General features: G+C 67.7%; 22 protein-coding genes and 1 pseudogene. 10 read left to right on the plus strand and 13 right to left on the minus strand.

Annotated elements, in window-relative coordinates; all coding sequences use genetic code 11:
• Window positions 1–69 precede the first annotated feature (69 nt).
• Entirely contained in the window at window positions 70–549 is a 480-nt protein-coding gene (locus AC3DEZ_RS09105; protein WP_488387916.1) for an FKBP-type peptidyl-prolyl cis-trans isomerase, read from the minus strand.
• Between the two features lie 81 nt (window positions 550–630).
• Between AC3DEZ_RS09105 and AC3DEZ_RS09110 the strand changes: the two genes are divergently transcribed.
• Window positions 631–1,191 carry a C40 family peptidase gene (locus AC3DEZ_RS09110; RefSeq protein WP_488387917.1) on the plus strand — a complete coding sequence of 187 codons (561 nt, stop codon included), beginning with the start codon at window positions 631–633 and terminating at the stop codon, window positions 1,189–1,191.
• A 116-nt stretch (window positions 1,192–1,307) separates the two neighbouring features.
• Window positions 1,308–2,096 carry a C40 family peptidase gene (locus AC3DEZ_RS09115; RefSeq protein WP_488387918.1) on the plus strand — a complete coding sequence of 263 codons (789 nt, stop codon included), beginning with the start codon at window positions 1,308–1,310 and terminating at the stop codon, window positions 2,094–2,096.
• A gap of 323 nt (window positions 2,097–2,419) precedes the next feature.
• Here the strand turns inward: AC3DEZ_RS09115 and AC3DEZ_RS09120 are convergent, their stop codons facing one another.
• The 6 genes from AC3DEZ_RS09120 to AC3DEZ_RS09145 all read right to left on the minus strand — a co-directional run bounded on the left by AC3DEZ_RS09120 (window position 2,420) and on the right by AC3DEZ_RS09145 (window position 8,481).
• Window positions 2,420–2,914, minus strand: coding sequence for an acyl-CoA thioesterase (locus tag AC3DEZ_RS09120; RefSeq protein WP_488387919.1), 495 nt, complete (start codon window positions 2,912–2,914; stop codon window positions 2,420–2,422).
• 136 nt (window positions 2,915–3,050) lie between these two features.
• Complete coding sequence (locus AC3DEZ_RS09125) at window positions 3,051–4,466, minus strand: M16 family metallopeptidase (protein WP_488387920.1); 1,416 nt, start codon at window positions 4,464–4,466, stop codon at window positions 3,051–3,053.
• A gap of 11 nt (window positions 4,467–4,477) precedes the next feature.
• Entirely contained in the window at window positions 4,478–5,851 is a 1,374-nt protein-coding gene (locus tag AC3DEZ_RS09130) for a M16 family metallopeptidase (RefSeq protein WP_488387921.1), read from the minus strand.
• Window positions 5,852–5,931: 80 nt separating this feature from the next.
• Window positions 5,932–6,639: a hypothetical protein gene (locus tag AC3DEZ_RS09135; protein WP_488387922.1), complete on the minus strand. Its 708-nt coding sequence runs from the start codon at window positions 6,637–6,639 to the stop codon at window positions 5,932–5,934.
• Between the two features lie 74 nt (window positions 6,640–6,713).
• The gene (locus tag AC3DEZ_RS09140; RefSeq protein WP_488387923.1) at window positions 6,714–7,160 is read right to left on the minus strand and encodes a GNAT family N-acetyltransferase; all 447 of its coding nucleotides are present in this window, start codon (window positions 7,158–7,160) and stop codon (window positions 6,714–6,716) included.
• Window positions 7,144–8,481 carry a dicarboxylate/amino acid:cation symporter gene (locus AC3DEZ_RS09145; protein WP_488387924.1) on the minus strand — a complete coding sequence of 446 codons (1,338 nt, stop codon included), beginning with the start codon at window positions 8,479–8,481 and terminating at the stop codon, window positions 7,144–7,146. The genes AC3DEZ_RS09140 and AC3DEZ_RS09145 overlap by 17 nt, the downstream gene beginning before the upstream one ends.
• Window positions 8,482–8,621: 140 nt before the next feature.
• Between AC3DEZ_RS09145 and AC3DEZ_RS09150 the strand changes: the two genes are divergently transcribed.
• Entirely contained in the window at window positions 8,622–10,328 is a 1,707-nt protein-coding gene (locus AC3DEZ_RS09150) for an alkaline phosphatase family protein (RefSeq protein ID WP_488387925.1), read from the plus strand.
• 175 nt (window positions 10,329–10,503) lie between these two features.
• Here AC3DEZ_RS09150 and AC3DEZ_RS09155 read toward each other — a convergent pair whose 3' ends face one another.
• Entirely contained in the window at window positions 10,504–10,965 is a 462-nt protein-coding gene (locus tag AC3DEZ_RS09155; protein ID WP_488387926.1) for a CopD family protein, read from the minus strand.
• 142 nt (window positions 10,966–11,107) lie between these two features.
• Here AC3DEZ_RS09155 and AC3DEZ_RS09160 point away from each other — a divergent pair, with 142 nt between their 5' ends.
• Complete coding sequence (locus AC3DEZ_RS09160) at window positions 11,108–11,704, plus strand: class I SAM-dependent DNA methyltransferase (RefSeq protein WP_488387927.1); 597 nt, start codon at window positions 11,108–11,110, stop codon at window positions 11,702–11,704.
• An 80-nt stretch (window positions 11,705–11,784) separates the two neighbouring features.
• A pseudogene (locus tag AC3DEZ_RS09165) lies at window positions 11,785–13,026 on the plus strand (polyhydroxyalkanoate depolymerase); the annotation flags it as partial.
• Window positions 13,027–13,106: 80 nt separating this feature from the next.
• Here the strand turns inward: AC3DEZ_RS09165 and AC3DEZ_RS09170 are convergent.
• Window positions 13,107–13,325, minus strand: a complete 219-nt coding sequence (locus AC3DEZ_RS09170; protein ID WP_488387928.1) for a DUF6289 family protein — start codon at window positions 13,323–13,325, stop codon at window positions 13,107–13,109.
• A 482-nt stretch (window positions 13,326–13,807) separates the two neighbouring features.
• Between AC3DEZ_RS09170 and AC3DEZ_RS09175 the strand changes: the two genes are divergently transcribed.
• The 5 genes from AC3DEZ_RS09175 to AC3DEZ_RS09195 all read left to right on the plus strand — a co-directional run bounded on the left by AC3DEZ_RS09175 (window position 13,808) and on the right by AC3DEZ_RS09195 (window position 22,329).
• Window positions 13,808–14,386 carry an RNA polymerase sigma factor gene (locus tag AC3DEZ_RS09175; protein WP_488387929.1) on the plus strand — a complete coding sequence of 193 codons (579 nt, stop codon included), beginning with the start codon at window positions 13,808–13,810 and terminating at the stop codon, window positions 14,384–14,386.
• Entirely contained in the window at window positions 14,383–15,477 is a 1,095-nt protein-coding gene (locus AC3DEZ_RS09180) for a FecR family protein (protein ID WP_488387930.1), read from the plus strand. Before AC3DEZ_RS09175 ends, AC3DEZ_RS09180 begins: the two co-directional genes overlap by 4 nt.
• Before the next feature lie 15 nt (window positions 15,478–15,492).
• Entirely contained in the window at window positions 15,493–17,859 is a 2,367-nt protein-coding gene (locus AC3DEZ_RS09185; RefSeq protein WP_488387931.1) for a TonB-dependent receptor, read from the plus strand.
• A 139-nt stretch (window positions 17,860–17,998) separates the two neighbouring features.
• Window positions 17,999–20,137, plus strand: coding sequence for a TonB-dependent receptor (locus AC3DEZ_RS09190; protein WP_488387932.1), 2,139 nt, complete (start codon window positions 17,999–18,001; stop codon window positions 20,135–20,137).
• 47 nt (window positions 20,138–20,184) lie between these two features.
• A complete protein-coding gene (locus tag AC3DEZ_RS09195) occupies window positions 20,185–22,329 on the plus strand; it encodes a prolyl oligopeptidase family serine peptidase (RefSeq protein ID WP_488387933.1) in 2,145 nt (714 codons plus the stop codon).
• Between the two features lie 82 nt (window positions 22,330–22,411).
• On the opposite strand, the gene AC3DEZ_RS09200 is transcribed toward AC3DEZ_RS09195, so the two are convergent.
• The 4 genes from AC3DEZ_RS09200 to AC3DEZ_RS09215 all read right to left on the minus strand — a co-directional run.
• Window positions 22,412–23,323 (minus strand): sensor domain-containing protein, encoded by a 912-nt coding sequence (locus AC3DEZ_RS09200; protein ID WP_488387934.1) that lies wholly within the window; start codon window positions 23,321–23,323, stop codon window positions 22,412–22,414.
• Window positions 23,320–23,685 (minus strand): PadR family transcriptional regulator, encoded by a 366-nt coding sequence (locus tag AC3DEZ_RS09205; protein WP_488387935.1) that lies wholly within the window; start codon window positions 23,683–23,685, stop codon window positions 23,320–23,322. The genes AC3DEZ_RS09200 and AC3DEZ_RS09205 overlap by 4 nt, the downstream gene beginning before the upstream one ends.
• 139 nt (window positions 23,686–23,824) lie before the next feature.
• Complete coding sequence (locus AC3DEZ_RS09210) at window positions 23,825–24,160, minus strand: hypothetical protein (protein ID WP_488387936.1); 336 nt, start codon at window positions 24,158–24,160, stop codon at window positions 23,825–23,827.
• Window positions 24,161–24,288: 128 nt separating this feature from the next.
• Window positions 24,289–26,197: TonB-dependent receptor (locus AC3DEZ_RS09215; protein ID WP_488387937.1), on the minus strand; the 1,909-nt coding region annotated here is incomplete at its 5' end.

Genomic DNA, 26,197 nt, shown 5'->3' on the forward strand with positions numbered 1-26,197 from the left:
AGCCGCGCCGGAAATGAAAACGGCCCGCTCACGCGGGCCGTTCCAGTATCGGTCGCGGGAAATGTCCGCTCAGTGGTGATGACCACCGTCGCCATGCACGTGGCCGTGCTCGACTTCTTCCTGCGAAGCTTCGCGCACTTCGACGATTTCCACGTCGAAATGCAGATCCTTGCCGGCCATCGGGTGGTTCAGGTCGACGTCGACCACGCTCATGCCGACCTTCTGGATGGTCACCGCGCGCGGGCCGAAGTTGGTGTTCAGCACGACCTGCTGGCCCGGAACGAGCTTCTGGGTGCCGAAGTGCTTCTTGGGCACGCGCTGGCTCAAGCCGTCGCGACGCTCGCCGTAGGCTTCGGCGGCGGTCACGTCCACGCTGAAGCTTTCGCCGGCTTCGCGATCCTGCATGGCGTTCTCCAGGCCCGGGATGATGTTGCCGTGGCCGATCAGGATGGCGAGCGGCTCGCGGTCCTTGGAGCTTTCCAGCGGCTCCTGGCCGACTTCGGAGACGGTGTAGTGGAAACGGACGACGCTGTCTTTTGCGATTTTCATTCAGGACTCTGGAATCTGGGCTGCCGGCGGCAGGCGTGGTGGCTTGTCGGCCAGGTGGATTGCGGGCGAAGATGCGCCGCAATGAAGACCGTGCATTATCCCGGCTTGGGCGCCCCGCCGCCACCCGCGATCCCCCGCGCCGTCCTCGCGATCGCGCTGTTGCCGGCCCTCGTGCTGGCGGGCTGTGGCGGTGGCAAGGAGACCGTTCGCCGCGCCCCGCCGCCGCCGGCCCGGGAGTGGCCCAGGGTCGACGCCGAGGATCCCGCCGCCGCCAATGCCGTGCTCATGCGGGCCATCGGCCTGGTCGGCACGCCCTATCGCTACGGCGGCAACACCCCCGAATCCGGCTTCGACTGCAGCGGACTGGTCGCCTACGTCTTCCGCGACATGCTGGACCTGAAGCTGCCCCGGACCTCGGGCGAGCTGTCCCGGGTGCAGGGACCGCGCATCGAGCCGCGCAAGCTGGCGCCGGCCGATCTGGTGTTCTTCGGCAGCCGCGGCAGCGTCAGCCACGTCGGAATCTATGTCGGCGAAGGCCGTTTCGTGCATGCGCCCAGCACCGGGGGCACGGTCCGGCTGGACCACCTGGATGGCAGTTACTGGCGGGACCATTACACGGGCGCCAAACGGGTTCTGCACTGAAGCCGGCCACTTCTGTGACCCAGGCCCGATATTGTTAACGAATAAATAACGATTTGTGAACCAAATCGACGCGATATGACGGCACTATTGCCGCTTCGCATTTTTCCCGACTCCGCGTGACGACCGACGACCTGCCGCCAGGCCAGCCCGCCGCCACCCACCGCACCCTGCGGGGCGTGAGCCGATTGCTTTCCCTGGCTGTGCTGATTGCCGCGAGCGTCCCCGCCTGGGCCCAGCAGCATGCGCCGACCGCCGACGCGGTCGAGATCGATTCCACTGACACCACCGCCCCGGCCGTAGCCGCGGAAGCCGCGCCCCGCGAAGCCGCCAGGCCGGCCTCGTTCAGCATCAAGGAAAAGGCGGCCGAAGCCGCCACCGCCACCCTCACCGCCCTCCTGCCCCGCCTGGCCGCCAGCGACAGCCTGCCGCTGCTGGACCGCTCGACCATGGTGGCCGGCGACCTCAGCCGCCTGCTGGCCGGTTACGACCTCAGCAGGGAAGGCGTGGTCAAGGACGAGGGCGGCAAGATCCAGACGGTGCTCAAGCGTGCGCTGACCCTGATGGGCACGCCCTACCGCTGGGGCGGCACCTCGCCTGACAGCGGTTTCGACTGCAGCGGCCTGGTCGGTTACGTGTTCCGCACCGCGCTGGGCATCGAGCTGCCGCGCGTGTCCCGCGACATGGCCTCGCAGGCCAATGGCCAGCTGATCGCCAGCCGCGACGAACTCAAGCAGGGCGACCTGGTGTTCTTCGGCCGCAAGGGCCGGATCAACCACGTCGGCATCTACGTTGGCGAAGGCCGCTTCCTGCACTCCCCCAGCACCGGCAAGGATGTCCGCGTGGACACCCTGATGAGCGGCTACTGGGCACCGCGCTTCATGCAGGCTCGCCGCGTCGCGATGTAAGCCCGCGCGCCTTCATGGCGCGCATCCCGATTCGACCTTCCGACATGTGGGAGCGACGTGAGTCGCGAGCTTTCGCTTTTCCGCTCCCTGCCAGAAACAGGCTTGCCGGACTGACGGCGGATTTCGGAACGCCCTGGTGCACCTCGTCGCGACTCACGCCGCTCCCGCAATGGACGGCTCCAGGCAGTTTCCCTGTGGGAGCGACGTGAGTCGCGAGCTTTCGCTTTTCCACTCTCTGCCAGAAACAAGCTCGCCTGACTGCCGGTGGATTTCCGGACGTCCCGGCACACCCGGTCGCGGCTCACGTCGCTCCTGCAAGGGGTTCAAGTCGTCGCGCCCGCGCTCTGGTAATGGGCGACGGTTTCCTCGATGCCCTTGCTCAGTTCCATCACTTTCAGCGCGTACTCGGCCAGGCGGCAATCCTCCGTCGTTTCCGGCTTCCAGGCCGGTACCGCGATGGGCCGGCCCTCGACCTGGTCCAGGGCGACGAACACGATGATGCAATGGGTGCACAGGCGCGACTCGCCGCCCATCGGATCGCGGGCGCGCACGTCCACGGCGAAATGCATGCTGCTGGTGCCGGTGTAGACCAGCTTGGCCGACACCGTCACCAGGTCGCTGGTGCGGATCGGCGCGACGAAGCGGATGCCGCCCACCGCCACGGTCACGCTGTAATGGCCGCTCCACCCTACCGCCGCGGCGTAGCCGACCTGATCGATCCACTTCATCACGATGCCGCCGTGGACCTTGCCGCCATAGTTGACGTCGGTGGGCTGGGCCAGGAAACGGAAGTTCAGTTCGCGCTGCTCGCCGCTCATGGGGGATCTCCTCGGGTGGAGCGGCAAAGATACGCCAGTCCGGCGTTCACGGCGTCCGTTTCCCCTCTCCTCGCCGCGCAAAAAAAAGCCGGCGCGGACGCCGGCTTTGAACGACAGGGAATTGCAGTCTTGCGGCTTACTTCTGTGAAGTCTGGAACGTACCGTAGGGTTTGAGCTGCTCGGCGATCGCCTTGCCGTCACCGACCACGATGATCGACTGCTGCTTCGGATCGAAATACTGCTTCGCGACCGCCTGCACCTTGGTCGCATCGATCTGGCGCAGGCGCGGCACGTACTGGCCGAGGAAATCCGACGGCAGGCCGATCAGCCAGTTCTTCGCCAGCGTGCCGGCCACCGCGCCCTGCAACTGGTTGCTGAGGACATAGTCGCCGGCGATGTAGCGCTTGGTGTCGTCCAGTTCCTTGGCCGGCACCGGTTCGTTGCGCATGCGATCGAATTCGCCGAAGAACTCCTTCAGTGAAGCACCGGTGACCTCATTGCGCACGTCGGCCTGCGAGACCAGGTCGCCCCCTGCACGGGACGCGGAAAGACGCGTGCCCGCGCCATAGGTGTAGCCCTTCTCCTCGCGCAGGTTGAGGTTGACCCGGCTGCTGAAGCCGCCACCCAGCAGGATCCGGGTGAGTTGCAGCGGGACATAGTCCGGGTCGGTCGCGGCCAGCGCCGGCTGGCCGATGCGCAGGGTGGACTGCACGCTGCCGTCGCGCTGCAGCAGCACGAACTTCGGGGTGGCGGTGCGCGGCGCCGCCGCGGTATCCGCCACTTCGCCGCCGCTGCCCTTCCAGTTGCCGAACGCCTTTTCCGCCATCGCGAAGCCCTGCGCCGGCGTGACCCGGCCGGTGATCACCAGCAGGCTGCGGTCCGGGTGGAAACGACGCGCGTGCTCGGCGCGCAGCGCGGGCGTGGCGAGGGCGGCGATGCCCGCTTCGCTGAGCTGGGTGCGCGCATACGGATGGTCACCGTACACCGCCGCCAGCATCGCGCGGTTGGCGCGGAACGACGGCTGCGCTTCGTTGGCCTTCAACTGCTGGGCCGCATTGGCCTGGGCCAGCTTGACCTCGTTTTCGGGGAAGGTCGGCTCGCGCACGACCTCGGCCAGCAGATCCAGCATCGGCGCGGCCTGGCTGGCGAGCGCATCGGCATACACCGTGACGCCGTCATTGCTGGCGCCAGCGCCGATGCTGCCGCCATGGCTCTGCGCGGTTTCGGCGATGGCGCGCGAATCTCGGCGCGCGGTGCCCTCGGTCAGCAGGCCGGCGAACAGGCTGGCGAAGCCCGACGCGTTGGCCGCGTCCGCGGCCAGGCCGGCGTTGCGCACCGCCAGCACGTAGTCCACGCGCGGGATGCCGTCGCGCGGCACCACCCACACTTCCAGCCCGTTGGCGAGCGTCTTCTTCTCGATCTGCGGCACCGGCAACGGCTTGTCCGGCGCGTACGGCGGCAGGTCCTTCGGCAGCACCGGCTCGGCGGCATGCGCCGCGCCGGCGAACAGCGTGGTCAGGGCGAGGGCAATCGCGGTCTTGTGCAGGCTCATCGGGATTCTCCTCATTCCTTCTTCGCCGCCGGCGCCAGCATCGCCGCGGGCTTGCGGTCGATGACGGTGCGGTTGGCCGGGGTCAGGTAAGTGGCGGCGGCGCGCTTGACGTCCTCGGACGTGACGTTCCGGATCCAGCCGGGGATCTGGTTGGCGACGTTGGCGTCGCCCCACAGCGTCTGCAGTTTGGCCAGGGTGTCGGCACGGTTGAGGAACATTTCCAGGCCGTTGTACCAGTCGGCCAGCAACTGGGTCTTGATGCGCGCCAGGGTGGCGTCGTCGGCGCCTTCGCGCGCGATGCGGGCGATTTCCTCGTCGATGCCCTTGAGCACCGTGTCGGCATCCGTGGTCGGCTTGTACAGCGCGAACACCGTGAACAGGGTCGGACCGTCGTATTCCCATTCACTGGTCAGGCCGTACAGCGACTCCACGTTGAGCGCGAGTTCGCGGCCCTTGACCAGACCCTGGTACAGCCGCGAGGCATCGCCGTTGGCGAGCAGCGCGCCCAGCACCGCCATCGGCGCCTGATCGCGGCTGCCGCGATCCGGCATCTTCCAGGCCGCGGCGATCGCGGGCACCTGCGCCAGCGCGTCGCTCTGCTGCACGCGCTTTTCCTGCGTGTTCAGGCCTTCCTTGTAGTCCGGCGCGGCCGGCGTGGCGCGCGCGGGAATGCCGCCGAAATATTTCTCCGCCAGCGCGAAGCCCTGCTCCGGGGTGATGTCGCCGGCAATCGCCAGCACCGCGTTGTTGGGACCGTAGTAGTCGCGATGGAAAGCCTTCACGTCCTCCAGGCTGGCGTTCTCCAGATCCTCGAAGCTGCCGTAGCCGTCGTGGTTGTTCTCCCACTTCTGGAACGCCTGCTGGCCGATGTCGATCCACATGAAGCCGCCGTAGGGCTGGTTCTTCACGTTGACGCGGATTTCCTCCTTGACCACATCCTGCTGGTTCTTCAGCGTCTCGGCGTTGAAGTCCAGGGTCTTCATGCGATCCGCTTCCAGCCACAGGAGCGCGTCCAGCGAGGACACCGGCGCGGTCTCGATGTAGTTGGTGAAATCGGCGCGGGTGGAACCGTTGTTGTTGCCGCCACCGCCGGTGATGACGCTGTCGAACACGCCCTTCTTCGCGTTCGGCGTGCCCTGGAACATGAGGTGTTCAAACAGGTGGGCGAAGCCGGTGCGGTTGCGCGGCTCCAGCCGCATGCCGACGTGGTAGACCACGCTGACGCCGACCACCGGCGAGCTGTGATCTTCGGAAATGACGACGGTCAGGCCGTTGTCGAGTTTCTTGGTCGCCACCGGCACGGTCCAGCGGTCGGCATCGGCGGCCAGCGCCGGCAACGACAGCAGCAGACCGGCCATCAACCAGAAGGCCTTGTTCATGCGCATTGGAATAGTCCCCAGTCAGGTGGGCCGAGCCTACGCCAACGGCGTCGCGGGCGCCCTGCCCGGAAGTCATGCCCGCCCGCTCATGCCATCCACCCGCCCAGGCGGACCCAGAGGGGGCTGGTGACGGCGGCCAGTTCGACCATATGGACCGCGACCATTGCGCCACCGCCCCAGAGATAGACGGGATGGATCCAGCCCATGACCCGCAGGTCACGGGCGATGGCCACCAGCAGCACCGAGTCCGCCACCAGCGAGAACACCACGAACGGATGGGGTACCGCCGGCAGCAGGTGGCGGAAACGCAACCATGCCGGGCCCAGGGCCGACAGGGTCGCCAGCAGCAACAGGCGTTTATGGCTCTCGCCGTCTCGGCGCAGCAGCAGCGCCGCGGTGACCAGTGCGGCGAACAACAGCATCTCGATGACGACGTTGACCATCTGGCCCAGCACGAAGTCACCGCCACCGGCAGCCAGATCGCGCCGCGTGGCGTACAGGCCCACCGCGATGCCGGATACGGCAATCGCCGGACACATCACTGCCCCCAGCAGGCCAAGGCGGCGATGGGTCAGGAACCGCCGCCGCTGGATCAGCGAGGCCTGCGCGATGAACAGCAGCAGCCAGCCGAACAGCAGCAGCGCATGCACATGGATGACAGCCGGTGCCTGGAAACGGCCGCGCGCCAATGGAATGAGGAAGGTGGTGGAAAAACCCGTGATGGCCACCGCCAGGCAGGCCAGGCTCATCCACAGGAAGAATCGCGGGCGTGGCGCGGCAACACGGGCCGACATGCGCATCTCCGGCATTTCGCAGGACTGTCCAGGTGAGGACAACGAAACCAGCGCGCCGGCCAGGCCACGGTCGGTCAGGGCGTCGACGGTACCGTGTCGCGGCGGACGACGTAATGCATGCCCACCGAGACCGGACCGACGTCGGCGAAGCCGTACTGCGCGTACAGGTGCCTGGCTTCGCCGTCGGCGATCAGCGAGACATGGGCGGTGTCGAGCGCGTTCGCCTTCAGCCAGGCGTCCAGTGCGGCCATGATGCGCTTGCCCAGGCCGCGGCCCTGGTGTTCCGGTTCGACCGCGATGTCGACCACCACGAAGCACAGGCCGCCATCGCCGATGATCCGGCCCATGCCGATGGCGCGTCCTTCGTGCAGGATGCTGACGCCATACAGCGTGTTGGGCAGTCCACGTTCGGCGGCTTCCTGCGCCTTCGGCGACAGGCCGGCCACCGCGCGCAGCCGGCGGAAGTCGTCGATCTCCGGGAAACGCTCGATCAGCGTGTAGGCCTCAGGCGGCGCGCTCATCGGAACCGACACCCTCCTCCAGCCCGATGTTGGTCGGCGCGGCCTCGTAGATCCCGCGATCCAGCAGGCCGGTTTCCTTGGCCACCAGCACCGGCACGACCATCTGACCGGTCACGTTGGTCATGGTGCGCATCATGTCGAGCACGCGATCGATCGCGTAGAGATAGCCGATGGTTTCCAGCGGCAGACCGGCTGCGGTCAGCACCACCGTGGCCATCACCACCGCCGTGCCCGGCACGCCGGCGGTGCCGAAGCTGCCCAGCACCGAGGCGATCAGCACGACGAAGTACTGGTCGGCGCTGAGTGGATGTCCGGTGTACTGCGAGATGAAGACCGCGCACAGGGCCGGATAGATCGCGCCGCAGCCGTCCATCTTGATGCTCGCGCCCAGCGGCACCGCGAACGAGGCGTAGTTCTTGTCCACGCCCAGGTTGTGGGTGACCGCGCGGATCGCCGCCGGCATCGAGGCGAAGCTGGAAGAACTGACGAAGGCCACCTGCATCGCCGAGGCGGCGCCGCGGAAGAACTTCCACGGATTCAGCCCATGGCTGAGCAACAGCAGGCTGTAAGTCAGCACGATATGCAGCGCGCAGGCCAGGTACAGCGCGCCGACGAAACTCGCCAGCGGCAGCAGCTTGCCGAAGCCATAGGCGCCGACCAGCGAAGCGATCAGGCCGAACGTGCCCAGCGGGGTCACTTCCAGCACGAATCGGGTGACCTGGATCATGATCTCGCTGCTCTCGCCGGCCAGCTTGCGCGCCGCGGCCACGCGGTCGCCCAGCTTGACCATCGCGAAACCCAGCAGCGCGGCGAAGAAGATCACCGGCAGGATCGATCCCTTGCCCGCCGCCAGCACGGTTTCGCCCGCGGCGTTCGTGGTGGTGCCGATGCCGGTCAGCGCATGGAACGGATTGGACGGCACCACGTCCAGCAGCACCTTGATCGGGCTGGGCACGTCCTTGGGCACGTAGTTCGGATCCACCTGCAGCGTGGTCACGCCGACGCCCGGCTGGACGATCACGCCCACCGCCAGGCCCACGCCGACCGCCAGCGCGGCGGTGACGACGAACCACAGGAAGGTCCGCCCGCCCAGCGCCGCGACCGATTGCTGGCCGTGCAGGCTGGACACCGCGTTGATGACCGCGAAGAACACCAGCGGCACCGCGATCATCTTGATCAGGGTGACGTACAACGTGCCCAACGGACCAAACCAGGTATCCGCGGCCGGCCCGAGCAGCCAGCCGGCGAGCGCGCCGAGCACGAAGCCCCCGACCACCCGTTGCCAGAACGGGATCCTCAACCATGCGGAGACCAGCTTCATCGGCAGCCCTGAAAAAACGGAATCCCGAACGATAGCCCAGCCTTGGTCCATACGCGATGGCACGGCTGGAAAGCCAATGTGTCATGAACAGGACACTGTCACCGGGCCATAATGCCCCGTTGCCTTGCCTGGAGTCCCTGATGCGTCGTACCGCCGTCCTGCCCGCCCTGGGCATGTCCCTCGCCACCCTGCTCGCCGGCTGCGCCACGGCGCCCGCGACCTCCTCCACTCCGACGACGGCGTCACCCCGCATCGATGTCCCGGCAGTCGCCCATCCCGGCGGCGAGACGCCGGCCTGGTGGTACCGCAACGGCGCTGCCCGCGCCGCCGCCAACGGCGCCATGAACGGTCGCGCGAAGAACGTCATCCTGTTCCTCGGCGACGGCATGAGTCTGACCACGGTCGCCGCCGCGCGCATCCTCGACGGCCAGCGCAAGGGCGGCTCGGGCGAAGAGAACCTGCTGAGCTGGGAGCGCTTCCCGCACACGGCTTTCAGCAAAACCTACAACACCGATTCGCAGACGCCGGATTCGGCCGGCACCATGACCGCCATCACCACGGGCGTGAAGACCCACATGGGCGCGATCGGCGTCACCGCCGGCCGCCGCGACGACTGCGCCGACAGCCTCGGCAAGGCCGCGCTCACCTGGCTGGAACTGGCCGACAGCGCCGGCCTGGCCACCGGTATCGTCAGCACCGCGCGCCTGACCCACGCCACCCCGGCGGCGACCTATGCGCACGTGCCGGACCGCAACTGGGAAAACGACACCGACCTGCCCAAGGCCGCGGTCGAACAGGGTTGCCGCGACATCGCCCAGCAACTGCTGACCTCCTCGCGCTTCGGCCACGGCCCGACGGTGGCGCTGGGCGGCGGCCGCGCCGAGTTCACCGGCACCGAGCAGCGTGATCCGGAATACGACGACAAGGTCGGCGAGCGCCTCGACGGCCGCGACCTGCCTTCCGAATGGCTGAAGGCCAATCCGGATGGCCAGTACGTCTGGAACCGCAAGCAGTTGGAAGCCGCCAGGGAAGCGCCGCGCCTGCTGGGCCTGTTCGAACCCGATCACATGCAGTTCGATCACGATCGTTCGCGCGGCGAGACCGGCGAACCGTCGCTGGCGGAACTCACCCGCGCCGCCATCCACACGCTGTCGCGCGGGCAGGACGGCTACGTGCTGATGGTGGAAGGCGCGCGCATCGATCACGCCAATCACTACGGCAACGCCTTCCGCGCGCTCGACGAGACCATCGCCATGTCCGAGGCCGTGCAGGCCGCGCTGGACGCCACCTCGCGCGAGGACACCCTGATCCTGGTCACCGCCGATCATTCGCACACGCTGAACTTCGTCGGCTATCCGGTGCGCGGCAATCCGATCCTCGGCAAGGTCCGTGGCCAGGGTGGCGAGGATGACGTGCCCGGCGATCTGGCCCGCGATCAGACCGGCCTGCCGTTCACCACGCTCAGCTACGCCAACGGCCCGGGCTACACCGGCGAGAGCAACCAGCAGAAGGCCGGTCCCAAGCGCTTCCTGCATGCGCCCAGCAGCGTCGAGACCAGCGAAGGCCGGCCCGATCTCACCGCCGTCGACACCGAGCATCCGGACTACCTGCAGGAATCACTGGTGCCGCTGAAATCCGAATCGCACGGTGGCGAGGACGTGGGCATCTGGGCCATCGGTCCCGGCAGCGACGCGGTGCGCGGCACCGTCGAGCAGAACACCATCTACCACTTCATCGTCCAGTCCACACCGAAGCTGCGCCAGCGTCTGTGCGCGGCCAACACCTGCAACGCCGACGGCGTGCCGGTGGAACTGCCGAAACCGGTGGATTTCGAGAAGAAGCCGTAACTGAAAACGCCCGGGCCAAACCCGGGCGTTTTCCTTTGTGGAAGCGACGTGAGTCGCGATTCGCGATGCTGGCTGCGAGCTGCTCGAAAAGCTCGCGACTCACGTCGCTCCCACACGTCTGTCCACCGCTGCCGAGCGGAAGCCCGCGATCCGGATCGCTTCCGCTCGATTCGAATCAGAACGGTTTGGCCAGCACCAGCCAGACGATCCCGATCAACACGATCACCGGCGCTTCGTTGAACAACCGCAGGGTGAAGGAGGACGGCAGCGCGCGGCCCTTCTCCACGCCCTTGAGCCAGCGGCCGGCGATGATGAAATGCGCCAGCACCAGGACCACCAGGGTCAGCTTGGCGTGCAGCCAGCCGGCGCCGGGCGCGGCCATCGTCGGAAAGCCGGGGATCACCTTGTAGCCGAGCCACAGCACCAGGCCCAGGATCGCTGCCAGGCCAAACATGTTGTGGCCGAAGCGGTACAGCTTGCGTCCCATCAGCAGCAGCCGCGCCTGCACGTCCGCCTGTCCGGTCGTCTCGGCGAGATTGACCAGGATCCGCGGCAGGTAGAACACCGTCGCCATCCACGCGATCACGAACACGAGATGGAAGGTCTTGACCCAGAAGTAGAGGCTGGCTTTGTCCACTCGGGACTCCGGTGCGGGCGATGGGTGCGCGGATTCTCCGCCATCCCGTCGATGGCTGTCCAACCCGGCCGCGCGGGCGGCCCCTTTTCCTTCGCCGCGCAAACCGCGATCCTTGCATCCACGAATCCTGCGGCATGCCCGAATGAAACAGTACGACGCCCGTTACTTCCAGCGCTGGTACCGCGATGGCGACATCGGCGGCCCGCAACGACTCGCGCGCAAGGTCGCGCTGGCGGTGGCCACCGCCGAGTACTACCTGGAGCGCCCGATCCGCAGCGTGCTGGACATCGGCTGCGGCGAAGGCGCCTGGCGCGCGCCGCTGCTGAAGCTGCGTCCGCGCCTGCGCTACCTGGGCTTCGACAGCAGCGAGTATGCGATTGCGCGCTATGGCCGCAGCCGCAACCTGCACCTGGCCACCTTCGCCGACTTCGAATACCTGCGGCCGTGCCCGCCGGTGGATCTGGTGGTGTGCGCCGACGTGATGCACTACCTGCCCACGCGCGATCTGCGGCGGGGCCTGCCGGGCCTGGCTGAACTGTGCGGAGGAGTCGCGTTCCTGGAAACCTTCGCCCGCGAGGATGAGTACGAAGGCGACCATGACGGCTTCCAGTCCCGGCCCGGGCGCTGGTACCGCCGCCAGTTCGAGGCCGCCGGGCTGCGTGCGGTAGGCTCGCACTGCTGGCTGGCGCCGGCATTGGCGGCGGAAACGGCCGCGCTGGAGATTCCGGGCGCTGGCTGAACAGGCCGATTCCGGGTGGTCCCGGTTTGCGCTATGCTGCGCCGCAGCACACCGCACCAAATCCGGGATTCCCGTTGCCCATGACCCTTCTTTACCAGTGGCATGAACTAGGCCGTGCCTGGATGGCGCCGCTCGCCTACATGGCCGAAGCCAACGCGCGCATCTTTTCCGCGCCTGGCAGCTGGCTGTCCAGCTTGCCCGGTGCCGAGCGCATTGCCGCCGGCAATGAACTGATCTACCGCATCGGCAAGGACTACGAGAAGCCGGCCTGGGACATCCACGAAGTGGAGGTCGAAGGCCGCACCGTGCCGGTGGTGGAACAGGAAATCATCAAGAAACCGTTCTGCCGGCTGCTGCGCTTCAAGCGCTACACCGACGACGCCGACAGCATCAAGGCGCTGAAGGACGATCCGGTGGTGCTGGTGGTCGCGCCGCTGTCCGGCCATCACGCCACCCTGCTGCGCGATACCGTGCGCACGCTGCTGCGCGATCACAAGGTCTACGTGACCGACTGGGTCGACGCGCGCATGGTGCCGGCGTCCGAAGGCGCTTTCAGCCTGGACGACTACGTCGCCTACGTGGAGGAGTTCATCCGCCACATCGGCGCCGACAACCTCAACGTCATCAGTGTCTGCCAGCCGACCGTGCCGGTGCTGGCGGCGGTGTCGCTGATGGCCGCGCGCGGCGAAGCCACGCCGCGTTCGCTGGTGATGATGGGCGGGCCGATCGACGCGCGCCGCAGCCCGACCGAGGTCAACAGCCTCGCCACCCGCAATCCCCTGTCGTGGTTCGAGAACAACGTCATCCACAGCGTGCCGATGCCCTACCCCGGCCAGGGCCGCGCGGTGTATCCGGGCTTCCTCCAGCACGCCGGCTTCATCGCGATGAACCCCAGCCGCCACTTCATGTCGCACTGGGATTTCTACGCCAACCTGGTCAAGGGCGATCTGCAGGACGCCGAATCGCATCGCCGCTTCTACGACGAGTACAACGCGGTGCTGGACATGCCGGCCGAGTACTACCTGGACACCATCCGGGTGGTGTTCCAGGAATTCCTGCTGCCGCGCGGCAAGTGGAAGGTCAACGGCGAGCTGGTCAACCCGGCCGCGATCAAGAAGACCGCGCTGCTCAGCATCGAGGGCGAGCTGGACGACATCTCCGGCCTGGGCCAGACCGCCGCCGCGCACGACCTGTGCACCGGCATCCCCAAGGCGCGGCATGCGCACATCACCGTCGAGGGCGCCGGCCATTACGGCATCTTCAGCGGCCGCCGCTGGCGCGACAAGGTCTATCCGCAGGTGCGCGACTTCATCGCACGCTATGCGGACTGACCGTCCACCGCACCGCAGCAGAAAGCCCCGCGTGAGCGGGGCTTTTTTCATGCACTCCAGCGCGTGCGCCTTCAGCTTTCGTCGCGACATCCCTGGGTGAAGGTCTTGTTGCTGGTGACGATGCCCCAGCGGCCATCCTTCGCGCCGCAGCCTGCGGTCCAGGAACCCACCAGTGCGCCTTCCTCGTCGTAGTAGTGCCACGTGCCCTGCCAACCGGCAGCCGCGTTGAAAGACACCAGCGCAAGAAAGGCCAGCGCAGCGGCGACTGCGGGGATACGGTTACGAGCCATAACAATCGTCTCCATGATTTCGCGGCGAAGACCGCGCCGTCACGGTAGACATTCGCGCAGGCCGCTTCTGTTAACCGCGCCCCAACTTGGCGGAGATCCGCATTCAGACATGTGCAGGGCGTGTCGTCCAGCAAAGACTCCCCATGATCACCGACGCACGCATCCTCGCTCCGGCCTGAAAACGGGATCCGCTTCAAGCCGAAATCGGGCCGCGGAACGCTTCATCCATGCCTCGACGGGGGCGATCGGGAGATATCCCCGCAAGGCGTCTCGGCGCCACCTGCCCGTCCGCGACCATTCCCCAAGCCGCCACGGGCACGTCGCGCCCCTCGTTGGATTCATCGGCCGCCACCGGCCCGAAAGCCGAATCCGCGGATGTGCCCCTGCCCGCTATGCTTGACCGGACTTGACGTGCCCGGGCCGGAAGCTGCCGCCAGGGTCAGGGCATTTCACTTCCAGCTATCTGCTTCGTCTTTACCGGCATGGCTCATTCCACAGACAAACCTCCCCCCGCCGCTTATCCGGTCCCCGGCGAGGGCGGCGCGCGCGCGTCCGCCGAGGACCTGGTCCGCGACTTCAACCAGTCGCTGGTGCGCATGCTGCAATTGCGGCTGGGCTCCTACGACGACGCCTGGGAGGTCGCGCAGGAGGCATACGCCAAGCTGTTGAACCTGGGCAACGAAACCGCCATCAGCTTCCACCGGGCCTACCTGTTCCGGATCGCGCAGAACCTGGCGACCGATCTGCTGCGTCGCCGCGCCCATATCGAACAGCCGACGCCGCACGGTGTGGACCTGTGGCCGGATCCGGGCGCGAGTCCGGAGCGCTCGGCCAACGCGGCGCAACTGGTGGAGCGGCTGCCGGCCCTGCTGGCGGAGCTGCCGCACAACTGCGCCGAAGCCTTTCGCCTGGTGAGGGTGCAACAATTGAGTTTTGCCGATGCTGCCGGTGTCCTCGGCCTGACCGAGCGGATGGTCCGCATCCATGTGGCGCGCGCGCTGACGTACTGCCAGGAACGCCTGGACGGCATCACGGACGAGTGGGAGGAAGAACAATCATGAACCCGACATCCACGGAACCGCGCAAGGCGGCCCTGCGCGAGGCCAGCCATTGGCTGCTTCGCATGCAGGAAGAGGATGTGCCGGCGGCCGAACTGGAAGCCTGGTGCGAATGGATGGCCACGCCGGCCCACGCCACGGCCTTCGACGATCTGGCCGCGCTGTGGGAAGCGGCGGGAACGCTGGACTCGGACACGCTGCTGCGCGCGCGCGCCGCGCGCACCGGCCAGCCGGCGGCGGCTTCGCCGCATCCGCGCTCCGCGTCGTCCGCCACGATGGCGCCTCCCCGGCGGCGGCGCACGCTGCGTCCTTGGGCATGGGCCTCCGCCGCCTGCGTGACGCTCGCCGTCGCGCTGGCCTGGTTCCTGGTTCCGGGCGCCGCTCCCGGGGATTCCCCGCAGTCCTTCGCCACGCAGGTCGGCGAGCGCCGTCAGGTCACCCTCGCGGACGGTTCGATCCTGGAACTGGACGCCGCATCCGAAGTCAGCGTCCGCTACAGCCCGGACCGGCGCGACCTCGAACTGCATCACGGCCGCGCCTACTTCCAGGTCGCGCATGCGCCCGACCGGCCGTTCGTGGTCGCTGCCAAGGGCATCCTCAGCCAGGCGCTGGGTACCCGCTTCAGCGTGGCCGAGCACGGCGATCGCGACGTGACCGTGGTGGTCGAGGAAGGCCGCGTCCAGGTGAGTGCGTCCGAAGGCGGCCATGTCCGCCGCTACCTCGCCACCGGCAACCAGCGGATCCGCTACACCGTCGCCAACGGTCTGCAACCGCCGCAGGCGGTCAACGCCCCGCTCGCCACCGCCTGGCGGCATGGCGCCGTGGTCTACCAGGGCGAACCGCTGGCCAGCGTGATCACCGATCTCAACCGCTATTCCCGCGTCCCCGTGCGCCTGCAGGATCCCGCGCTGGGGCAACTCAGGGTCACCGGGCGGTGGGAAGTGGCCAGCATCGATCGCTGGATCGACGGCCTCGCCAAGGCACTGCATCTGGACGTCAGGCGCGGCGACGGCGAGATCTTGCTGTCCAGCGACGAACCGCAGAACAATCCGGTGAAGCCTCCCGCGATGCCCCCCGGAGACGGCGCTCCCTGATCCGGAACACAGTCCTTGCCATTCGCCGCCGCCGCCATCGTCCGCTCCCGCATGCGCCCTTCGGCGCCGGCGTGGTGGACGGGCCTTTCCGGCAGATGGCGGCGCGGCGGACTATCGCTGCTTCTGCTGGGATTCTGCCTGTCGGCGTGGGCGGCGCCGTCACCACGCATCGCCTTCCGCATCCCCGCGCAACCCCTCGACGAAGCGCTGCTGAGCTTCTCGCAGCAATCCGGCCTGCCGCTCGCGGCGGTCGGTGATCTGGACCGGGCGCGCCGCAGTCCGGGCGTCAGCGGCGTGATGACGGTGGAGGCCGCGCTGGAACGCCTGCTGGAAGGCAGCGGCTACGTTTTCAGCGTGGAGTCCGGCGTGATCACCGTATCGTCGCGGGTGGTCCCGCGCGCCGATCGGCCCGCGTCGCAACCGATCGCCCTGGTCGCACCCACCCGCACCCTCGCGCCGCTGGTGGTCTCGGCGCGCAAGCGCGACGAGCGCTGGGTGGATGTGCCGATGGGGTTGTCCGTCCACGACGGCGAACGCATGGAGGCGCTCGGTCTGCAGAACGTCGCCGACGCGCTGCGGCTGACGCCCGGCGTGGCCGCGATCGACTCCGGCGCCGCCTTCACCCAGGTGCAGATCCGCGGCATTTCCAGTTCGCTGGGTGGCAACGACAACGGCTACTACCTGGACGACATTCCCTTCACCGGCGTCACCGTGCCGTGGCACCCGGACACGCGATCGTTCGATCTGGATCGGGTGGAGGTCCTGAAGGGACCGCAGGGCACGCTGTTCGGTGAAGGCTCGATGGGCGGCACGGTGCGCATCCTCACCCGCGCGCCGGAACTGGATCGGTTTTCCACCGCCGTCCAGGTGGGCGCGTCCCGCACCGAGGGCGGCGGCGACGGCGGCATGGGCAAGGCGATGGCCAACCTGCCGCTGGTCCAGGACAGGCTCGGCCTGCGCCTGGTCGCCACCCGCGAAACCCTGGCCGGCTGGGTGGACGCGCCTGACGGCGGCCGCGACATGAATCCGCAGCGCGTCACCACCCGGCGCGCGCGCCTGCGCTGGTCGGCCAGCGATACATGGATGACCGACGTCAGCCACATCAGTTCGACGACCATCGCGGACGGTGGCGGTTACGCGGCCACCGACGCCCTGCAGAGCGGCGTCTACCAGGACACGCGTTCCCGCTGGCGCGCCAACAGCATCAGCAGCAGCCTGGAATTGCCCGCCTCGAGCCTGCTGCTGGCGATGTCCGATGCCCGCCTCGAATACGTGATGGACGGCGTGATCTCACCGACGTCCACGCTCCGGGCAAATCTCCATATCGACGTGGAGAGTCTGGAACTGCGCTGGAGTTCGCGCGGTGCCGGGCCGATGGAATGGATCCTCGGCTATTCGCATCGGGAAGCGCTGCGACGCGACGCCCTGGAAGTCGATGGCGAACCCGGGGCATCGAGCCAATCCAATCGCGCCGACGCCGTGTTCGGCGAAGCCACGCTGGCACGGGCCGGTTCACCCTGGTCGGTCACCGCGGGACTGCGTTACTTCACCGACGAAGTCGACGGACGCGCGCTGGCGCTGACCCGCGACACCCGCCTGCGCACCACCTTCCAGCGCCTCACGCCGCGCCTGAGCCTGACCCGGCGTTTTTCCGATCAGCGCATCGCCTACGCCGGCGTGGCGGGCGGATTCCGCTCGGGCCAGTTGCAACCGGCGGATTCACTGGCCGCCGCGCTCGCCGCCGGGATTCCATTGCCGGCCACGCTGCCACCCGATTCGCTGATCTCCTATGAAATCGGCCTCAAGCAAGTCACCGCCGGTGGCCGGGTGCTCGTGCAGGGCGCCGCGTTCCACACCCGCTGGCGCGATCTGCCGGTGCGGGTGCCGATCAATGGCACCTACAACGGATTGATCAACTCGCGTGGCGCGATCGTGCAGGGCCTGGAACTGGGGTTGAGCTACGCGCCCGCCGCGCAGTTGCGGCTGGAACTGGGCGCGACCTGGATCGATGCCTACTACGCCGCCGACGTGCCGGGCACGCCGCTGCGTCGCGGCACCCAGGTGTACAACGTGCCCCGCGCCAGCCTGTCGGGCACCGCCACCTATGCATGGCCGGTCGGCCACGACATGAATCTGACCGCGGCCAGCCGGGCCAGCTATCACTCGCGCCGCCAGACGGGTCTGGTCGAAGGCGTCGAAGGCGACGCGATCATGGACGTGGGATTGCGCCTGGGCCTGGAGTCGCCAAACGGATGGAGCGGCTATCTGTACGGGGACAACCTGCTCGACGAGGCGGGCGCGGTGGACGGCCGCACCCCCTACGGCAACGCCACCCGGCTGCGTCCACGCACCTACGGCATGGAATTCCACTACCGCTTCTGAGCGGAGCGCCCGGGATGCGCCCGCGCATCCATTTCACTTTTGTTGCACCGGTTCGTCATGGCGTCGAGTGACCGGCATGCGCGGGGGCATATCCGCGCAGGCCGGCCTTCCCGACCGCCATTCCAACCGGAGTCCATCCATGTCGTCCACGAAGCCACGTGCCACGCCGCGTCCCGTTTCTCCGATCCGCAATCATCTGGCCGCCGCGATCCTGTTGTCGCTGATCGCCGCGCCGGTCCATGCCCAGCAGGCCACCGTCACGCCGGACGGGCATGCATCCGCCGAAAAGGCCGACGCCGTCGATCTGGGCGCGGTCACGGTCACCGCGCGCAAACGCGACGAACGCCAGATCGACGTTCCCATCGCCATCACCGCGGTGACCGGCGAGCAGATCGACGCGATGGGCCTGCGCAACGTGGTGGATGTCATCAACATCACTCCCGGCGCCTCCTCGATCGACACCGGCGGCGCCTTCACCCAGGTGCAGATCCGCGGCGTGTCCAGTTCGCTGGGCGGCAACGACAACGGCTACTACGTGGATGAAACCCCGTTCACCGGCGTGACCGTGCCCTGGTATCCGGATGCGCGTTCCTTCGACATCGACCGGGTGGAAATCCTCAAGGGCCCGCAGGGCACCCTGTTCGGCGAAGGGTCGATGGGCGGTACCGTGCGCATCCTCACCCGCAAACCGGAATTCAACCGCTTCGGCGCGGGCGTGGAACTGGATGGATCGCGTGTCAGCGGCGGCGGTGATGGCCGCGGCGCCAAGGCGTACGTGAACATTCCGCTGGTCGACGATCGCCTGGCCCTGCGCCTGGCCATCACCGACGAGCGCACCCCCGGCTGGATCGAAAACACCACGACCGGCGGGAAGAACGTCAACGACAACGACATCCGCACCTGGCGCGCCAAGCTGCGCTTCGCGCCGACCGAACGCTGGAACATCGACCTCGCCTACTGGAAATACCGCTCCGACTCCGAGGCCGCCAGCAATTCCGCCTACGACGACGGCACCAACAATTCGTTCCTGGCCAGCCGCAACGAATGGGATTCGGCCAGCCTGACCAGCACCTACGATCTGGATGCCTCGCAGGTCGTCTACACCTTCTCCGATGGCAACCTCAGCTATCCGCAGACCGGTGAGCTGGCGGCGGGTATTCCGCTGGACGCGGCGATCGACATCGGCGTGCGCACCCACGAACTGCGCTGGGCCTCGATCGGTGAACACCGGCTGGACTGGACGGTCGGCTACTACCTGCGCAAGGCCGATCGCGTGGACGTGCTGGACATCCCCGGCATCCTGACCAGCAACTCGCGCCAGACCAACGATGCCCACGCGATCTTCGGCGAGGCCACGCTCAAGCTGCCCAACCCGGCCTGGGCGGTCACCGCCGGCCTGCGCTACTTCAAGGACAAGGTGGATGGATCGGATGTCGCCTCCGACGGCAGCGTATCCACGCTGAACGCCACTTTCGACAGCTGGAACCCGCGTCTGAGCCTGTCCTACAAGCCGTCGGACAACACCACCCTCTACGCCTCCGCCGCGCGCGGCTTCCGCTCCGGCCAGTTGCAGCCGATCGGTTCCATCAAGCTGGCCGAGCAGTACGGGATCGATCTGCCTTCGCAGATCTCCGCCGACTCGATCTGGACCTACGAACTGGGCGCCAAGTCGGTGCTGGCCGATGGCAAGTTGCTGCTGGAAGGCGCGATCTTCTACAGCGACTGGGAAGGTGTCGCGGTGCGCGTGCCGATCACGCCGGAGATCAACGGGCTGACCAATTCCGACGGTACCCGCAACAAGGGCGTCGAACTGAGCGTGACCTACAACCCGGTCCGCGCGCTGACCCTGCAGTTCAGCGGCAGTTGGCTCGACGCGACCTACTCGGCCGACGTGCCCGGCACGCCGCTGCATCGCGGCACCGCCGTCTACAACGTGCCCAAGACCAGCCTGAATGCTTCCGCCGCGTACGCCTGGGACGTCGGCGCGAACCTGCGCGGCGTGGTGTCGGCCAACGTGCACCACGACTCGGCGCGCGAAACCGCGCTGACCGCCGGCACGCCGGGCGACCCGCTGACCCTGGCCGGCGCGCGCATCGGCCTGGAATCGCCCGCCGGCTGGGGCGTGTACCTGTACGGCAACAACCTGACCGACGAGGACGGCGCCATCAACGCGCGCGGCCCGAGCGAGTTCGACACCGACGGAAACCTGGTGCGCCTGGGTCCATCCTACCGCCCTCAGCCGCGCACCTTCGGTGTGCTGTTCCGTTACGACTACTGATGCGACGCACTTCCCATCAATCACCCTCGAATCGGAGATCCGATCCCATGACGATCACGCAACGCATACTCCCCGCGCTCGCGCTCGGCCTTGCCCTCTCCCTGTCCGCGACGTCGCGCGCCGCCGACGCCGACGCACTGCAATGGCTGGAAGACCCGCACGGCGCCCAGGCGTTGGCCTGGGCCCGCCAGGCCACCGATCAGGCACGCGCCCGCCTGGGCGCGCTGCCGTCGCACGCCACCGTCAACCGCGAACTCGGCTCGGCGCTGGCGCAGGCCCCCGCCGAACCCGATCAGTATCTGCTTGGCGAACGCGCGGTGCGCCTGTACCGCGACGCCGCGCATCCCTACGGTCTGCTGCAGGCCGCCACGCGAAACGCGCAGGGCGTGGCCGGCGAGTGGAAGACCGTGCTGGACGTGGCCGAGCTGCGCAAGCGCGAAGGCATTCCGTTCGAACTGCAGGTCTACAGCTTCGGCTCCAGTTGCCTGGCGCCGGAATACGCGCGCTGCCTGCTGCGGCTCTCGCCCGGCGGTGGCGACGAGGTGGAAATCCGCGAATTCGACCTCGCCGCCGCGCGCTTCGTCGATGGTGGGTTCCGGGTCGGCAAGTCGCGCGCGTTCGCCGAGTGGATGAGCGCGGATCAGGTGCTGGTCGGCCACACACTGGGCGAACAGCCGAAATCACTGGCCGGATGGCCGGCCGCGTTCGGCCTGTGGAAACGCGGCCAGGCGCTGGCGGACGTGAAGCCGGCGTTCCAGGGCCAACCCGGCGATGCGATCGTGCAGGCCACCACCGTCGGTTCCGATCGGGTCCAGGCGGTGCTGACCCGCGCGATCGACTATTCGACCTTTGAAGTCAGCCTGGTCGATGCCAGCAGCGCGGCCCGCACGTTGCCGCTGCCGCAGGCGATCAAGCCATTCGGCGTGCTGGCGACCTCCGCGCGCCACATCGTGGTCCAACTGGCCAAGGACGCGACCATCGAAGGCCGGCCGTATCGCGCCGAGACCGTGCTCGCCTACGACGTGGATCCCGCCACGCCGGAAGGCAAGCGCGTGTCGGCGGTGTATGTGCCCGCGGCGGACGAATTCGTCGACGCCGGTTTCGGCGGACTGGCGGCCACGCGCGATGAAGTGTTCCTGATCATCAACCAGCACCTGCGCCAGCGCGTGGTCGCCGCGCGTGACGAGGCGGGTGACGGTCGCTGGACCACCCGCAAGGTGATGGATGTGGCCGCCGGCGACACCGTGACCCTGCGTGCCGACGAACGTGACCGCCGGGAACTGGCGGTTTCGGTCGCCGGCTTCGTCACCCCGCGCAGCCAGTACCTGCTGCGCGACGATCAACCGCAGCGCCTGCTCGCCCAGGACCCGGTGCTGATGGATGGCGCCGGCTTCGTCACCGAAATCGGTTCGGCCACTTCGCGCGACAGCACCTCGGTCGACTATTTCCTGCTGAAGCCACGCCATCCCAAATCCGGCCCGCAGCCGCTGCTGATGACCGGCTACGGTGCCTTCGGCATCTCGGTGCGTCCGGGTTACTTCGACGCCACCGTCGGCGGCCCGGCCCTGAAGCTGTGGCTGGAGCGCGGCGGTTCGCTGGCGATTCCGGCGATGCGCGGCGGCGGCGAACGCGGTGCGGCGTGGCACACGGCGGCCATCCGCGAGAAGCGGCAGAACTCGTATGACGATTTCATCGCCGTCACCGAGCACCTGATCCGCAGCGGCTTCACCGCGCCGGATCGGATCGGCATCTTCGGCATGTCCAACGGCGGCCTGCTCACCGCGACGCTGGGCACGCAGCGGCCGGACCTGTTCGCGGCGGTGGTCAGCGACGTTCCGCTGACCGATCTGGTGCGGATGCGTCACATGGGCATGGGCGCGGCCTGGATGAACGAGTACGGCAATCCCGACGTGCCGGAACAGCTGGCCGCGATGCTCACGTATTCGCCGTACCAGAATGTCCGTCAGGGCACGCGCTATCCGCCGTTCCTGGTCACCATCTCGACCGAGGACAACCGTGTCGGCCCCGGCCATGCGCGCAAGCTCGCCCACCGCTTGGCCGACGCCGGCGCCACCACCTACTTCTACGAGGACGAGGAAGGCGGCCACGGCGTCAGCGACGCCCTCCGCAATCCGGAACTGATGGCGCTGCGGATGAGTTTCCTGATCGACCGGCTGATGCCCGCGCACTGACGCCGCGCGTTGCGTTCACCCGGAACGAAGGGGCCCGCACGATGCGGGCCCCTTTCTGCATTTGCCGGAAGAACCGAGTGGCTCACACCACCGGCGTGCGTACCAGCAACTGCTTGGCCAGCCAGCCATGCACCTTGCCCACGCCGCGCGCCAGATGCAGCGTGGCGAACAGCAGCAGCACGCCGGAAGCGCAGACGAAAGGCAGCAGCCAGGGGGCGTCGTAGGCCAGGTTCCAGTCGTCGAACCAGATGCCGGCATGCGGCAACAACAGCGCCAGCGGCGCGGCGGCCAGGCCCAGCGACAGGCTCAGCAGAGTCACCGCCACCGTGAAGTACAGCACGCCGAGCGGCTGCATCAGCAGGAAGTACAACATCGCCGTCCAGGTGCCGCCGTCGGTGAACAGCTCCTTGATCCGGGTCAGCCAGGGCTTGTCGCGTTGCGTGTACAGCGGCCGGCGCGGCATGCGTTCGCCCAGCAGGGCTTCGACGATGCGGCCTTCCACCAGTGACAGCACCCGCACCGAAGCCAGGAACAACATCAGCAGCGGGATGCCGATGATCAGGATCAGCAGGCCGACCGACAGGCTCGCGCCGGTGACCACCCAGGTGAAGTAGAAGACACCGGTCGCCAGCGACAGCAGCATGTAGAACAGCGCGCCGTAGGTGCGCGGATCCGCCGCCACGCCGAAGAAGCGACCGATCGCCGAGCGGCGCTTGGGCGGCGCCGGCGGCTTGAGCGCGCGATTCACGGTCACTTCGGTTTCGCGGTAGATGTCGGCGACTTCCTCCGGCGCGCCATAGCTGCCGGCCACCGAGGCGATCACTTCGGCCTCGCTCTTGCCGGCCTGTTCGGCCAGTTCCGAACGCAGGTATTCCTCGGCGTCGTACAGGGCGTCCTGGATCAGCGCCGGATCCGCGCCGGCCAGCGCGGCGCGCAACTGCTCCAGGTATTCCGGGATGGAAGTGGGAAGACGCGGCGTGGTGGTGGTGTTCATGCGGTTATCCCCGACAGGACGGAATCGACGGAATCACGGGTGGCGCGCCAGGCGGCCGCCCAGGTCTGCAGGGTCTCCCGCCCTGCCTCGGTGATGCGGTAGTAGCGGCGCGGCGGACCGGCGATCGAAGGCTCGACGAAACTGTCGAGCAGCGCGGCCCCTTCCAGATTGCGCAGCACCGGATACAGCGCGCTCTGCTTGCCGCTGAGCACGCCGTCGCCGACCCGCTCGAGCTGCTTGGCGATCAGGTAGCCGTACATCGGTTCGCCGGCCTGGGCCAGCACCGCCAGCAGGGCGAGCGACACCGTACCGGCGCTCAACTCCTTCTGGAACTTCTTCAGGTAGGCATCGGCTTCGACCATGGCGGTCTCCGGGTGACTAGCGTGGAGACGATGCTATTGCGAAGTTGACTATAGCGAATGTGCTGTTAGTCATTGGGCCGTGTGGCGTGCCTGCCGCGCCCGGTCCAACCACGGCACCGCCCCCTTTTCGCGGCCAATACTAGGCGCGGCGCCGCCATTGGCGGCCACAGTCCCGACAGACGCGGGCGCGCAGGTGCTTCAGGCCCAGGGGGCGCTCCGGCCCCAGCAGTCCGCCGCAGCGGCAGATCAGGCTGGTCGCCTGACGGACTCGCCACAGCCGGATGGTCACCCAGCCCCCCAGCATCACCGCCAGCACGAACAGCGCATACGGCAGCCACGCCCGGGCCGCATCGAGGGTCACTCCGGATGATCCCGCCTGCGCGGACGGTGCCATCAACGATGTCGCGAACGCGATTCCCAATGCCAATGCGGTGGGCAGATAGGCCCGCGCCACGCTCCAATCCCAACCCCGCATCCCCGCTCTCCCGTGCTTGCCGGGAATCGATTCTCCGGGTGGCAGTCGCGTGGACTGAGACGATGCACCTCCAATTCCGGCGCCGAAGGCCGCTTGCCCGTTTCCCGGCACGCCGCCCGTCGGATGCTTCAGTAGTCGTAGCGCAGGACGACGCCTAGCGTGCGTGGGCGCTGGCGATTGCCCAGTCCATGAGTCGTGCGCGCATTGAGTGCGCCATCGTCGTCGGTGAGGTTTTCGCCGTAGAGATATCCGGACCAGCCGTTGGGCGATTCCAGGCCGACGCGCGCATTGGCCGAGGTCACCGCATCGCCGGGCGTGCCGGCGGTCAGCGCGGTTTCGCGGCGCGAGTCGTGCACCACGCCCGCCCGGGCGATGCCCTTGAGCCGGTCGCCCACGGGCCACTGGTACGCCACCGAGGCGTTGAAGCTCGTCCTGGGCACGTTGTACACCGGCGTGCCCTTGCGCAGCGGCGTGCCCGGGACATCCTCGGCGTAGGTGGCGTCGATCCAGCTGCCGCCCGCCTGCAATATCCATTCGGGACTGGGGGTATAAATCAGCCTGGCCTCCACGCCCTTGTTCTCGGTGCCCTTGGAGTTGATCAGGCCGTTGATACTGGAGGTGATGGGCACGCGCACGGCGACATCCTTCCAGTCGCTGTGGAACAGCGCGCCTTCCAGCACCAGCTTGCCGTCGGCCAGCAGCGACTTCGCGCCAACTTCATACGTCAGGATGCTGTCAGGGGCGATGGTCACCGGCAATTCGATCCCGAAGGCCTCCGCGACCATCAGCGTGCCGATCGGCTGCAACTGGCCGGAGCGGAAGCCGCGGGCGACGCTGGCGTAGAGGGTGGTATCGGCGGCGGGCTTGAACGACAGCGCCACGCGCGGATTCCAACTGTCGAACTTCGCGTCCAGCGCCGTACTGCGGGACGTGGACCAGGAGATCGCGTCCACGTCGTCCTTGAAATAGCGCAGGCCCGCGGTCACCGACCAGGCCCGGTTCGGCAGCGCCAGCGTCATCTCGCCAAAAAAGGCGTACGCATCATTGATCTGCGCGTTCCGGGTCGATGGCGCGCCTCCCACCACCGATTGATCATGGCGATCGGCCTTTCGCAGGTAGTAGCCGACGGTCCAGTCCAGGGCGCGCTCGCCGGTGGAGGACCAGCGCAGCTCGTGGGTGCGCACGCCAATCTGGATGTTGCTCACATAGGTGGTGGTGGGGTTGAGCATGCCGTCGTTGGCATAGGTCAGGTCCGCGTCGGCGAAGGAATAGAACAGCTGCGAGCCCTCGAACGCGTAGCTGGTGGACAGGCTGGCCACGTCCCATTCGTCGGTGTTGGCATAGAAGGAATTGGTGGTGCGGTTGTCCAGCGAACCGTTGCCGCCGCCGGGGGCGTCGGAGTCGTACTTCCAGTAGGCCAGGTCCAGGTTCCAGCGTTCGGTGGGGGTGAAGCGCAGCTTGACCCGGCCGGTCTTGACCCGCTGTTCGTTGATGTCCTTGCGGCCGGTGTTGGCATCGTCAATCCAGCCGGAGAGCGATTCGTCGGTCACCGCCACGCGCGCGGCCAGTTTGTCCTTGACCAGGGGGACGTTGAGCATGGCCTTGCCGCCCCAGCCGTTGCCGCCGTCGCGGGTGCTGGAGGTGGAGGCTTCGAAGGCCGCGTCGAAGGCGTCCATGTCCGGCTTGCGGGTCAGGGTGCGCACGGTGCCGCCCATGGAGCCTTCGCCGAACAGGGTGCCCTGCGGGCCCTTGAGGATTTCGACCCGGTCGATGTCCCAGGAGCGCACTTCCGGGTACCAGGGCACGGTGACGCCGGTGAAGGGGATGTCGTCCAGGTAGTAGCCGTTGTCGTTGCCGCCCAGCGAACTGGAGACACCGCGGATCTGCACCTGCAGGAATCCCATGCCGTTGTCGACGGCGCCCGCGCCGGGCGTCATGGCGATGATCTCGGCGACCTTGCTGATGCCCATGGCGTTGATCTGCTCACCGGTGACGGCGGTCATGGCGATGGGCACGTCGATCTGGCGCTCGTCGCGC

The sequence above is a fragment of the Pseudoxanthomonas sp. 134C1 genome, from assembly GCF_057773065.1.

Coding starts and splice junctions, on each gene's coding strand:
- AC3DEZ_RS09120 (WP_488387919.1), bottom strand. CDS start 2,914: ATGAGCGGCGAGCAGCGCGAACTGAACTTCCGTTTCCTGGCCCAGCCC.
- AC3DEZ_RS09110 (WP_488387917.1), top strand. CDS start 631: ATGAAGACCGTGCATTATCCCGGCTTGGGCGCCCCGCCGCCACCCGCG.
- AC3DEZ_RS09210 (WP_488387936.1), bottom strand. CDS start 24,160: ATGCGGGGTTGGGATTGGAGCGTGGCGCGGGCCTATCTGCCCACCGCA.
- AC3DEZ_RS09205 (WP_488387935.1), bottom strand. CDS start 23,685: ATGGTCGAAGCCGATGCCTACCTGAAGAAGTTCCAGAAGGAGTTGAGC.
- AC3DEZ_RS09105 (WP_488387916.1), bottom strand. CDS start 549: ATGAAAATCGCAAAAGACAGCGTCGTCCGTTTCCACTACACCGTCTCC.
- AC3DEZ_RS09125 (WP_488387920.1), bottom strand. CDS start 4,466: ATGAGCCTGCACAAGACCGCGATTGCCCTCGCCCTGACCACGCTGTTC.
- AC3DEZ_RS09195 (WP_488387933.1), top strand. CDS start 20,185: ATGACGATCACGCAACGCATACTCCCCGCGCTCGCGCTCGGCCTTGCC.
- AC3DEZ_RS09200 (WP_488387934.1), bottom strand. CDS start 23,323: ATGAACACCACCACCACGCCGCGTCTTCCCACTTCCATCCCGGAATAC.
- AC3DEZ_RS09160 (WP_488387927.1), top strand. CDS start 11,108: ATGAAACAGTACGACGCCCGTTACTTCCAGCGCTGGTACCGCGATGGC.
- AC3DEZ_RS09145 (WP_488387924.1), bottom strand. CDS start 8,481: ATGAAGCTGGTCTCCGCATGGTTGAGGATCCCGTTCTGGCAACGGGTG.
- AC3DEZ_RS09175 (WP_488387929.1), top strand. CDS start 13,808: ATGGCTCATTCCACAGACAAACCTCCCCCCGCCGCTTATCCGGTCCCC.
- AC3DEZ_RS09190 (WP_488387932.1), top strand. CDS start 17,999: ATGTCGTCCACGAAGCCACGTGCCACGCCGCGTCCCGTTTCTCCGATC.
- AC3DEZ_RS09130 (WP_488387921.1), bottom strand. CDS start 5,851: ATGCGCATGAACAAGGCCTTCTGGTTGATGGCCGGTCTGCTGCTGTCG.
- AC3DEZ_RS09180 (WP_488387930.1), top strand. CDS start 14,383: ATGAACCCGACATCCACGGAACCGCGCAAGGCGGCCCTGCGCGAGGCC.
- AC3DEZ_RS09170 (WP_488387928.1), bottom strand. CDS start 13,325: ATGGCTCGTAACCGTATCCCCGCAGTCGCCGCTGCGCTGGCCTTTCTT.
- AC3DEZ_RS09135 (WP_488387922.1), bottom strand. CDS start 6,639: ATGTCGGCCCGTGTTGCCGCGCCACGCCCGCGATTCTTCCTGTGGATG.
- AC3DEZ_RS09150 (WP_488387925.1), top strand. CDS start 8,622: ATGCGTCGTACCGCCGTCCTGCCCGCCCTGGGCATGTCCCTCGCCACC.
- AC3DEZ_RS09140 (WP_488387923.1), bottom strand. CDS start 7,160: ATGAGCGCGCCGCCTGAGGCCTACACGCTGATCGAGCGTTTCCCGGAG.